The sequence below is a fragment of the Pseudonocardia xinjiangensis genome (assembly GCF_012911925.1).
GTDB classification, from domain to species: Bacteria; Actinomycetota; Actinomycetes; order Mycobacteriales; family Pseudonocardiaceae; genus Pseudonocardia; species Pseudonocardia xinjiangensis.
On record NZ_JAAXKY010000207.1, the window covers coordinates 1 to 10,467 of the forward strand.

At 73.1% G+C, this 10,467-nt stretch carries 7 protein-coding genes; 5 read left to right on the top strand and 2 right to left on the bottom strand.

From position 1 onward, the window contains the following. The 4 genes from HF577_RS34615 to HF577_RS34630 form a co-directional block, all read left to right on the top strand. Positions 1–1,130 (top strand): FUSC family protein (locus HF577_RS34615; RefSeq protein WP_211175296.1); only part of this gene is annotated, 1,130 nt, incomplete at its 5' end. 101 nt (positions 1,131–1,231) lie between these two features. After that, complete coding sequence (locus HF577_RS34620; protein WP_169400223.1) at positions 1,232–2,860, top strand: FAD-dependent monooxygenase; 1,629 nt, start codon at positions 1,232–1,234, stop codon at positions 2,858–2,860. Between the two features lie 91 nt (positions 2,861–2,951). Next, positions 2,952–6,383 carry a lysine--tRNA ligase gene (lysS, locus tag HF577_RS34625; protein ID WP_169400224.1) on the top strand — a complete coding sequence of 1,144 codons (3,432 nt, stop codon included), beginning with the start codon at positions 2,952–2,954 and terminating at the stop codon, positions 6,381–6,383. Positions 6,384–6,627: 244 nt separating this feature from the next. Beyond that, the gene (locus HF577_RS34630; protein WP_211175297.1) at positions 6,628–8,088 is read left to right on the top strand and encodes an alkaline phosphatase family protein; all 1,461 of its coding nucleotides are present in this window, start codon (positions 6,628–6,630) and stop codon (positions 8,086–8,088) included. Positions 8,089–8,096: 8 nt separating this feature from the next. Here HF577_RS34630 and HF577_RS34635 read toward each other — a convergent pair whose 3' ends face one another. Together HF577_RS34635 and HF577_RS34640 are read right to left on the bottom strand one after the other, a co-directional pair. Continuing rightward, positions 8,097–8,981 (bottom strand): DMT family transporter, encoded by an 885-nt coding sequence (locus tag HF577_RS34635; protein ID WP_312859575.1) that lies wholly within the window; start codon positions 8,979–8,981, stop codon positions 8,097–8,099. A gap of 24 nt (positions 8,982–9,005) precedes the next feature. Next, entirely contained in the window at positions 9,006–9,443 is a 438-nt protein-coding gene (locus tag HF577_RS34640) for an Lrp/AsnC family transcriptional regulator (RefSeq protein ID WP_169400227.1), read from the bottom strand. A 165-nt stretch (positions 9,444–9,608) separates the two neighbouring features. Between HF577_RS34640 and HF577_RS34645 the strand changes: the two genes are divergently transcribed. Beyond that, positions 9,609–10,467 (top strand): COX15/CtaA family protein (locus HF577_RS34645; protein WP_312859576.1); only part of this gene is annotated, 859 nt, incomplete at its 3' end.

Genomic DNA, 10,467 nt, shown 5'->3' on the forward strand with positions numbered 1-10,467 from the left:
GTCCCGCCGCCACCCCCGCCGACCTCTGGTTCCTGCACGTCTCCTCCGGGCGGCTGTGGTGGCTGCGGCTGGTCGTGAACCTGACCCCCCGGTCGGTCTACCTGCAGAACGCCGTCCGGCTGGCCCTGGGCCTGGCCGTCGCCCGCGTCGTCGCGGGCGTGCTCGAGCTGTCGCACGGGTTCTGGGTACTGCTGGCCACGCTGAGCCTGATGCGCACCTCAGCCGTCGCCAGCAGGCCGGTGCTGGTCCGGGCGTTCGCGGGGACGGTCGTGGGAGCGATCATCGCCGCCCTCGTGCTCGCGCTGGTGGGATCGCACGCCACGGTCTACGCCTGGCTCACCCCGCTGTTGATGCTCGTGGCCTTCGCGGCGGGCCCGTTGCTCGGCCTGGCCGCCGGCCAGGCGGGCTTCACCGTCGTCGTCGCCGTGGTGTTCGCCCAGGTCGCACCGGCGAACTGGACGCTCGCGGAGGACCGGCTGCTGGCCGTGGTCGTGGGCGGCCTGGTCGGGGCGGTCATCGGAGCGGCCGTGTGGCCGCGCGGCGGGGCCGGCGAGGTGCACCGGGTGGCCGCGGACTGCCTGCACGCCGCCGCGGACGAGATCGTGGCCACCGCGGCCTACCTGACCGGCTCGCCCGCGCCCCCACCGGGGGCCTCGCTCGAACGGCTGGCGACGCTGTTCGAGCACACCTACATCCAGTACCGCTCCGAGCCGTGCGGACCGGGCCCCGAGCCCGACTGGCTGGTCGTGCTGACCGTGTCGCACCGCCTCGCCGACCAGGTCCAGACCCTGCGGGCCCGCTATCCGCAGACCGCGGCACTGCCCTGGCCGGACTTCGGGATCCTGCTGCGGGCCGACGCCGAGGACGTCGCCGCGGGCTACCGCGTCGCTGCCGCGGCGGTGGCGGCCGGGGGCGCACCGGCCCGGGGCACCGCCACACAGCTGCGGAAGCGGGTGGCCGCACAGCACCTGGCCGTGCGGGTCGCCGAGGCCCCCGTGGAGGCGCTGCGCGCGTTCGACGCGTGGGGCTGGCTGCACGGTCTCGTGGACGGCCTCGAACAGGTGGAGCAGGCCCTCGACCCGCCGCCGGTGGCCCGTCCCGTCCCCGCTCCCGCGGCCACACGCGGGTGACACCACCGGGTAGTGACCTCTCCACCCGCGGTAACGGCCGGATGAGGCCCGGCGACTCCTCCCGACCGGGGGCAGGAGCATACCAGCCTCGTGGAGGACGCATGGCCGAGAGCGCGGTACTCGTCGCCGGAGCCGGACCGGTCGGGCTCACGGCCGCCGTGGAGCTACGGCGGCGCGGGGTCGACTGCCGGGTGATCGACCGGCTCGCGGCACCCGTCCCGTACGCCAAGGCGGTGGGCATCCAGCCCCGCACCCTCGAGCTGTGGGAGTCGGCCGGGGTGCTCGGCCGGGCCCTGGACGCCGCGCGGCCGATGTACGGCCAGCTCGTCTTCGTCGACGGCGAGCACGTGGCGACGATCGAGCTCACGCTGCCACCGGAGGTGCCCTACGGCTTCATGGCGCTGCCCCAGTACGAGACGGAGCGGCTGCTCGAGCAGCGCTACGGCGAGCTCGGCGGCCGGGTCGAGCGCGGCGTCGAGCTCGTGAGCTTCAGCCAGGACGCCGATGGGGTCACGGCCGTCCTGCGCGGGCCCGGCGGGGAGTCGCGAGTGCGGCTGGGCTACCTGGTGGGAGCCGACGGCGCCCACAGCACGGTCCGCAAGGGGCTGGGACTCGCGTTCGCGGGCGGGGCCTTTCCCGAGCAGTACATGCTCGGGGACGTGGAGGTCGACTGGAACCAGCCGGCGGGCTACGGCATCCGGTCCTCGCACCGGACGGACGGCACCACCGACGACCTGCTCGTCGCCATCCCGCTGCCGGGACGGCGCCGCTACCGCATGTCCATGCTGGTGCCCGACGAGCTGTCCGCCGCAGGTGACGGCGTCGAGCACGGGTTCAGCGCCGGCCCGGCCCCCGAGCTGCACCACATCCAGGCCGTGCTCGACCGCCTCGCCCCCGAACCGACCCGCGCGTCCCACCTGCGCTGGGCGTCGGTGTTCCGGATCAGCCACCGCATCGTCGACTCCTACGGGAGCGGGCGCGTGTTCGTGGCGGGGGACGCCGCGCACATCCATCCGCCGACGGGGGCACAGGGGATGAACACCGGCATCCAGGACGCGGCCGCGCTGGCGTGGCGGCTCGCGCTGGCCGTGCAGGGCGACGCCGCGGACGGGCTCCTGGGCAGCTACGACGCCGAACGCCGGCCCGTGGGCGAGGAGGTCGTGGGCCGCACGGTCCGGCACGCCCGTGCGGGCTTCGAGGACGACGACACGGCGACGGTCCTGCTGCGGGAGGCCCAGCTGCTGGTGGCCTACCCCGACAGTCCCGTCGTCGGTGAGGGCGGCGGTGCGGAGGTCCTCAAGGGCGGTCCGGCACCCGGCGAACGCGCCCCGGACTGCCGCGGCCTGCGTCGTGCCGGAGTGGCGTTCCCGGTGCGGCTGTACGAGGCGCTCGACGGGCGAGGGCACACGCTCCTGCTCTACGCCGATCACGCCGAGCAGGTGGCCGGCCTCGCGACGGCAGCGCAGTCGGCACGGGAGCGGGCCCGCGGCCACCTCGACGTCCGGATCGTCCTGGCCGGCGGCGCGGTCATCGCGGACGACACGGCCGACGGGCTGCTCGCCGGACCACCGGTGCCCGTGCTGCGCGACGCGGGCGGCGAGTTCGCCACCGCGTACGGCGCCGCGGGCGGGTGCTGCTACCTGGTGCGCCCCGACGGCCACATCGGCTTCCGCGCGGGCCGGGTGGACGCCGACGAGCTGGGTGCCCACCTCGCGCTGGTCTTCACGTGAGCCGCGACCGGCGACTCCGGCCGAGCCCACCCCGATCGGGGGATCCGGAACCTCTGGGCCGCCCCGGTCGTCAGACCTTATCGTGGCGACGATGACCTCCGGTACCGATGCCGCGGGGCAGCCCGCGGACCAGCGCGAACACCGGCTGCAGAAGCTCGCGGCGACGCGTGCCGGGCACGGCGTCCCCTACCGCTACCCCACCGACACCACGGCCGCCGGGATCCGGGCGGCCCACCAGGGGCTGGCTCCCGACACGTTCACCACCGACCACGTGCGCATCGCGGGCCGGGTGGACCTGGTCCGGCGCCAGGGCGGCCTGAGCTTCGCCGTGCTCCGCGACCGGACCGGCACCGTCCAGCTGTTCGTCGACACCACCGTGCTGGGCGCCGACCGCCACCGCGACTTCGACGAGCTCGACCGGGGCGACTGGGTCGGCGTCGAGGGCACCGTGATGACCACGCGGCGCGGCGAGCTCTCCGTCTGTGTGCAGGCCTTCGACCTGCTGGGCAAGGCGCTGCTCGAGGCCCCCGACAAGCACCACGGCCTCACCGACGTCGAGACCCGCTACCGGCAGCGCTACGTCGACCTCGCCGCCAACGAGCGCACCCGTGAGATCTTCCGCATCCGGCACACCACCATCCGCGCGATCCGCCGGTACCTGGAGGACCGCGACTTCACCGAGGTCGAGGGCCCGGTGCTGCAGACCATCCAGGGCGGCGCGTCGGCCCGGCCGTTCGTCACCCACCACAACGCGCTCGACCTCGACATGTACCTGCGCATCGCGTTGGAGCTGCATCTGAAGCGGCTGATCGTGGGCGGGCTGGAGCGGGTGTTCGAGATCGGCAGGGTGTTCCGGAACGAGGGGATCGACACCCGGCACAACCCCGAGTTCACGATGCTCGAGGCCTACCAGGCCTTCGCCGACTACCACGACATGATGGACCTCGTCGAAGGGATGATCACGACCGCGGCGCGGGCAGCGCTGGGCGGCGCGGACGGCACCGGCGAGCTGGTGGTGCACTACGGCGGGCAGGCGATCGACCTCGGAGCCGGGCCGTGGCCGCGGGTCCGCTTCGCCGACATGATCGCCGAGAAGACCGGCGCCACCATGCACCCCGGCATGCCCGTCGAGGAGGCCAGGGCCGTGCTCGACGGGCTGCACATCCCGTACGACCGCAGCTGGGGCCCCGGGCGGCTGATGAAGGAGGTCTACGACGAGAAGGTGCAGCACGACGTCGTGGGACCCGTCTTCTGCATCGACTACCCGCGCGAGGTCTCCCCGCTGGCGCGGGCGCACCGGGACGACCCCGACTACGTCGAGCGCTTCGAGCTGATCGTCGCCGGGTTCGAGCTCTGCAACGCCTACTCCGAGCAGAACGACCCGGTCGAGCAGCTCGCGGCCTTCGAGGCGGAAGCGCGCGCGAAGGCCGGTGGCGACCCCGAGGCGGGCGACATCGACCTCGACTACATCCGTGCCCTGGAGCACGGGATGCCGTGCACCGGGGGTCTCGGCGTCGGGATCGACCGCCTGGTCATGCTGCTGGCCAGCGTCGACTCGATCCGTGAGGTGATCCTCTTCCCGACGCTGCGCCCGGAGTTCGCCGCCCCCGAGGGCGCCGGACCCCGCGGTGCGCCGCGTCCGGTGCTGCGCCCCACCCCGGTGGCGGCCGACCGCGTGCCCGCGGACGGCCCGGCCCCGGACGGAGCACCGGAGTCCGGGCCGCTCGTGGCGCTGCCCGACCTGGCGCCTGCGGCCCACCCGATCGCGGCACCGCGGCGGCCCCCCGAGCGTGGCAGGCGCGTCGTGCAGGTCATCGCGGTGCTCACCGCGCTGGGCGGGGTGCTGCAGCTGCTCGCCCAGATCCCGATCGTGCACGCCCGGCTCGACGGCCGCGAGGACGCGATCGACCAGCTGTGGCTCCCGGTGGCGGGGCACGTCGTCTCGGTGATCGTCGGCCTGCTGCTGATCCTGCTGGCCGACCAGCTCGCCAAGCGCAAGCGGCTGGCGTGGCGACTGGCCCTCGCGCTGTTCACGGTGGGCGGCCTGGCGCACATGGCCAAGGGGCCGCACCCGGTGGCGGTCACGATCTGCGCCGGAATGCTGGTGGCGCTGGTGTGGCACCGGGACCTGTTCCGGGCCCCGCCCGACCCCCCGTCGCTGCTGCGCCTGGTCCGGTTCGTGCCCGTCTACCTGGCGGGCGTGCTCGCGTTCGGGTTCGTCGCGCTCGCCGTGGAGCGCGACCGCCTCGACCCGGACCTCACCTTCGGCGGCGGGCTCGTCACCGTCCTCGGCGGGCTCGTCGGGGTGGACGGTCCCTACACCTACCGCTCGCCGTTCTTCGCCGCCTTCCTCCCCACCGCGCTGGTGGCGCTCGGCGTCGCCGGGCTGCTGGTGTTCGCGGTGCTGCTGTTCCGGCCACTGGTGGGCAGGCGCCCCCACACCGAGAGCGACTGGGAGCACGCCAACCGGCTCGTCCGCACCTACGGCTGGGACACCCTCGCCTACTTCTCGCTCCGCGACGACAAGAGCTTCTTCTTCTCCTCCGACGGCGAGGCCGTGCTCGCCTACACCTATCTCGGCGGCTACGCACTGGTCTCGGCCGACCCGATCGGCTCCCGCGAGTCGGTGGTGCAGGTGCTCGACGAGTTCCTCGCCACCTGCGAGGAGCGGGCCTGGAACCCGGCGTTCCTCGCCGTCCGCGAGGCCAGCATGCCGCTCTACGCCTCCCGCGGGTTCTCGAGCTTCTACCTCGGTGACGAGGCGATCCTCGACTGCGCGCGGTTCACCCTCGAGGGCGCGGGGCGCAAGAGCCTGCGGGGCGCGGTCCGCCGCGTCGGGCGCAGCTACCGGTTCCAGCTGATCGCCGAGTCCAACGCGCCTGCCCGGCTGGTCGGGCAGCTCAACGCGATCAGCGAGAAGTGGCGGGGCAAGGCGCCGGAGCGCGGGTTCACGATGTCGCTGTCCCAGGACGTCACCGGGGCCGGGGCGAACCCCGAGTTCCTGCTCTGCGTGGCCCTCGACGAGGACGGCGTCCCGGGTGGGTTCCTGCGCGTGGTGCCGGCGTACGGATCCGAGTTCGGCTACACGCTCGACGTGATGCGCCACGACCCGGACGCCCCCAACGGCATGACGGAGTTCCTCATCGCCTCCACCGCGGCAGCGCTCGGGGAGCGCGGCGTGCGGAGGCTGTCGATGAACTTCGCGATGTGGGGGCGCCTGTTCGCCGACGACATCCCGTTCAGTCCCGCGCAGCGCGCGGCCCGCTGGGCGGTGGGCGTGCTCAACCCGTTCTTCCAGATCAAGTCGCTGCACGACTTCAACGCCAAGTTCGACCCGGAGTGGATGCCCCGGGTGCTGGCCTACCGCCGCCGCATCGACCTGGCGCGGGTCGGCCTGCTCTACGCCGGCGCGGAGGGCTTCCTCGCCCTGCCCGTGATCGGCGAGCTCCTGGTACCGAAGGCCGTCGGCGGTGTGACTGCACCGTCCGCACCGGGGGGCGCAGCCGGGACGAACGCCGCCTGATCGGCCGGGCCACGGGAGCCGGACCGTCGAATGCAGGTCCGCGACCCCGTGGGTGACGGCCCACAGCACCGTCGCATTGCGCCGGTTGCGACCCTCCTGTTCACGAAACGATTCTTCCGCGATTCGTGACGGAAGCGGAATTCGGTCGGATCCGACACAACTTTCACGGGAGGTTCCGCTGTGCTTCCCACACATCTCGGTCGGGCTGCCCGTCAGGAAAGCAAGATCGGCCGTCGTGACCGAAATGACACGCCGCCGCCTCCTCGGGTCCGCAGCCGGAGCCGCCGCTGCGGCGGCCGCGACGGCCCTGATGCCGCCCAGCGTCCAGCGCGCGCTCGCGGCGACGCCGCCTGCCCACGGCGCGCCCGGCGACATCGAGCACGTCGTGCTGCTGATGCAGGAGAACCGCTCCTTCGACCACTACTTCGGCACGCTGTCGGGAGTCCGCGGCTTCGATGACCCGCACGCCGCGTCACTGCCGAGCGGCAAGTCCGTGTTCTACCAGCCCGACGCCGCCAATCCTGCGGGCTACGCCCTGCCGTTCCACCTGGACACACACGCCACGAACGCTCAGAAGATCCCCTCCACATCACACGCATGGCAGGTCCAGCACGACGCGCTCAACGGCGGGAAGATGGACAGCTGGCTGCCCGCGCACCGCAAGGCAGACGGCAGGAACGGCCCTTACGTGATGGGCTACCACACACGCGCCGACCTGCCGTTCCAGTTCGCACTGGCCGAGGCGTTCACGGTGTGCGACGCCTACCACTGTTCGGTGCTCGGCCCGACCTGGCCGAACCGGATGATGTGGATGACCGGCACCATCGACCCCGACGGTGATCACGGCGGCCCCATCCTCGACAACAACGCGCCGCGTGATGGCTACACCTGGACGAGCTACGCCGAGCGGCTCACCGCGGCAGGTGTCAGCTGGCGGGTCTACGAGCAGGACGACACGTACGGATGCAACATGCTGGAGAACTTCAGCACGTTCCGGCGCGCGGCCACGAGCTCCCCGCTCCACGTCAACGGGCTCACCCACCGGCCCGAGGGTCAGTTCGAGTACGACGCGCGCCATGACCGGTTGCCTGCGGTCTCCTGGATCATCTGCACCAGCTCGGCCTCGGAGCACCCGGACCACACGCCCGCCGAGGGCGCGGCCTTCGTCGCGAGCAAGATCGACGCCATCGCGTCGAATCCCGACGTATGGGCGAAAACCGTGTTCATCCTGAGCTACGACGAGAACGACGGCCTGTTCGACCATGTCATCCCGCCGGTGCCACCGGACGGGACGCCCGGCGAGTTCGTCACGAAGACCTCGCCCGGCGGCACCCCGGGCAACGGGCTGCCGGTCGGGGCGGGCTACCGGGTACCGGCGATCATCGTCTCGCCGTGGACGGCCGGTGGCTGGGTGTGCAGCGAGCCCTTCGACCACACCTCCACCCTGCAGTTCCTCGAGAAGGTGACCGGGGTGCGCGAGCCGAACATCTCGGACTGGCGCCGGGCGACGTTCGGGGACCTGACCTCGGCCTTCCGGTTCACCGACCAGGTGGCGGATCCGCCGACGCTCCCGGACACCAGCGGCCCGCTCACCCTCTCGCGCTACGAGATCGCGAACCTGCCGGCGCCGGTGTTCCCCGGCACCGGCCAGAAGCCGCCGACGCAGGAACCCGGTCAGCGCCCCCGCACACCCCGCGAGAGCTGACGGACGGGTCAGGCCGGGGCGGCCCCGGCCCCGGCCACCACCGCCGTCGTCGTCCGCGCCGACGAGCGGGCCAGCGCGGTGGTGGCCGCCACCATCACAGCGACGAGCACGACGATCAGTGCCCACTCCGCGCCGTCGGACCGCAGCTGCTCCTGCAGCACCACCGTGCCGATCACCACGGCCACCACCGGCTCACCCACGATCATGGTGGGCAACGACGCCCCCAGCTCGCCCGCCTGGAACGCCGACTGCTGCAGCAGCGTGCCCGCCACGGACACGACGACGAGCGCGTAGGTCTCCCAGCTGGTCAGCACGGCCAGGAGGCCCTCGTCCAGCTGCCCGACGACACCCTTGGTGAGTGCCGCCGCCACCCCGTAGCAGAGGGCGGTGGCGGCGGCGAGCAGCATCGCCCGCGTCGCGCCCCGGCTGCGGGCCGCGGCCACCACACAGACCACGAACAGTCCGGCCAGGCCGGCACCTGTCGGCAGCCAGTCCCCCCACGCGGCCCGATCGACCCCGGCGGTGGGGTTCCCGGCGACCACGAACACCGCCAGCGACACCGCGAGCAGCACGGCCCAGACCCAGTCCGACCTGGCGAGCCTGCGGCCCGCCCAGGCCGCACCGAGCGGCAGCGCGAAGAGCAGGGTGGTGACGAGCAGCGGCTGCACGAGCAGGAGCGACCCGAAACCCAGCGCGGCGGCCTGCAACAGGTAGCCGCCACCGTCGCCGACGATCCCGGCCCACCAGGCGGGCCGGTGGACCAGCACGCGGATCAGGCCGAGGCCCCGCGCGCTGTCGTCCGGCACGGTGGCGGCGGAGCGCTGCTGGGCGACCGTGGAGACCGCGAAGAGGGCCGAGGCCAGCAGCGCCAATCCCGCCGCGAGAACCGTCACCGGCCACATCCTGCCCGCTCCCGCTCAGAGGCGCGGGCGCTGGAACAGCCGCGACAGCACGACCGCGCTGCGGGTGCGGTTCATCTTGGCGTTGCTCCGGATCAGCTCGATCACGTCCTCGAGCTCGGCCATGCTCCCGGCCATGACGTGCACGAGCGCGTCGGCGTCGCCGGTGACGCTCCACACGCCCACGACCTGAGGGATGGTCGAGAGGTTGGTCTCCAGCTCGGACTTGAGGACGTTCCCGTCGTAGTAGAGCTCGACGTAGGCCTCGGTGTTCCACCCGAGGGCGGACGGGTCGATCACCGCGGTGAACCCGGCGATCTCGCCACGGGCCACCATCTGGTCGACCCGGCGTTTCACGGCCGGGGCGGAGAGGTTCACCTGCCGGCCGATCGCCTGGAAGCTCGCGCGTCCGTCGGCGAGCAGGATGCGGATGATCTCCCGGTTGGTGGCGTCCATCGCGACCTTTCGGATCCTGCGTCGGCGGACCGGATTCATCAATCGGACACAAGAACGGCGCGGGAATCGAGGGCACCCACCCTACCGCGCAGCCGGGCGTCCTCCGGTTCGCGCGCCCGGGGCGCCGCAGGTGGCGCCCCGCGGGAGCCCACCTACCATCAAGGAGTGGCCCGACCCGCACTTCTGCACCGACTTCCCGCGACGCCGCCTGCTCTGATGCGCCGGCTCGCGATCGCCGCCGTCGTCGCTCAGGCGGGCATCGCGGTCACCGGCTCCGTGGTCCGCGTGACGGGTTCCGGCCTCGGCTGCCCGACGTGGCCGGAGTGCTTCCCCGGCAGCCTCGTGCCCACCCCCCACCCCGAGGTCGCCGAGCTGCGACAGTGGATCGAGTTCAGCAACCGGCTCCTCACGATCGCCGTGGTGCTGGTCGCCGGCGCCTGCCTGATCGCGGCGCTCGCCACCCGCCCGCGGCGGGCGCGGCTCACCCGGCTCGCGCTGGTCCAGCCGCTCGGCGTGGTCGCCCAGGCCGTGATCGGCGGCATCACGGTGCTCACCGGTCTGGTCTGGTGGAGCGTCTCGGTCCACTTCCTGGTCTCGATGGTGCTGGTCTGGCTGGGGGTGCAGCTGGTCGACGCCGCCACCGACGGCGACGGCCCCCCACGACGGACGGTCGGCAGCGCCGTCCGCGGACTCGTGGCCACGAGCACCGTCGTGCTCGCGGCGCTGCTCGCCGCAGGCACGCTCGTCACGGCCGCCGGCCCGCACGCCGGCGACGCGGCCACACCGCGGCTCGGCATCGGCGTGCCCGCGGTCGCGCAGCTGCACGCCGACCTGCTCTTCGCCTACCTCGGGATGCTCGTGGCGCTCGGGTTCACCCTCGCGGCCGTCGAGGCGCCACGGGCGCTCCGCAGGCGGTACGCCGCGCTCATCGTCGCCGTGGTGGCCCAGGGCGCCCTCGGGGGCATCCAGTACGCACTCGGTGTCCCCGAGGCGCTGGTGTCGCTGCACGTGCTCGGGGACACCG

Excerpts from the sequence above, each read along its gene's own strand:
- lysS (WP_169400224.1), top strand. The coding sequence starts at position 2,952 with ATGACCTCCGGTACCGATGCCGCGGGGCAGCCCGCGGACCAGCGCGAA.
- HF577_RS34630 (WP_211175297.1), top strand. The coding sequence starts at position 6,628 with ATGACACGCCGCCGCCTCCTCGGGTCCGCAGCCGGAGCCGCCGCTGCG.
- HF577_RS34640 (WP_169400227.1), bottom strand. The coding sequence starts at position 9,443 with ATGGACGCCACCAACCGGGAGATCATCCGCATCCTGCTCGCCGACGGA.
- HF577_RS34620 (WP_169400223.1), top strand. The coding sequence starts at position 1,232 with ATGGCCGAGAGCGCGGTACTCGTCGCCGGAGCCGGACCGGTCGGGCTC.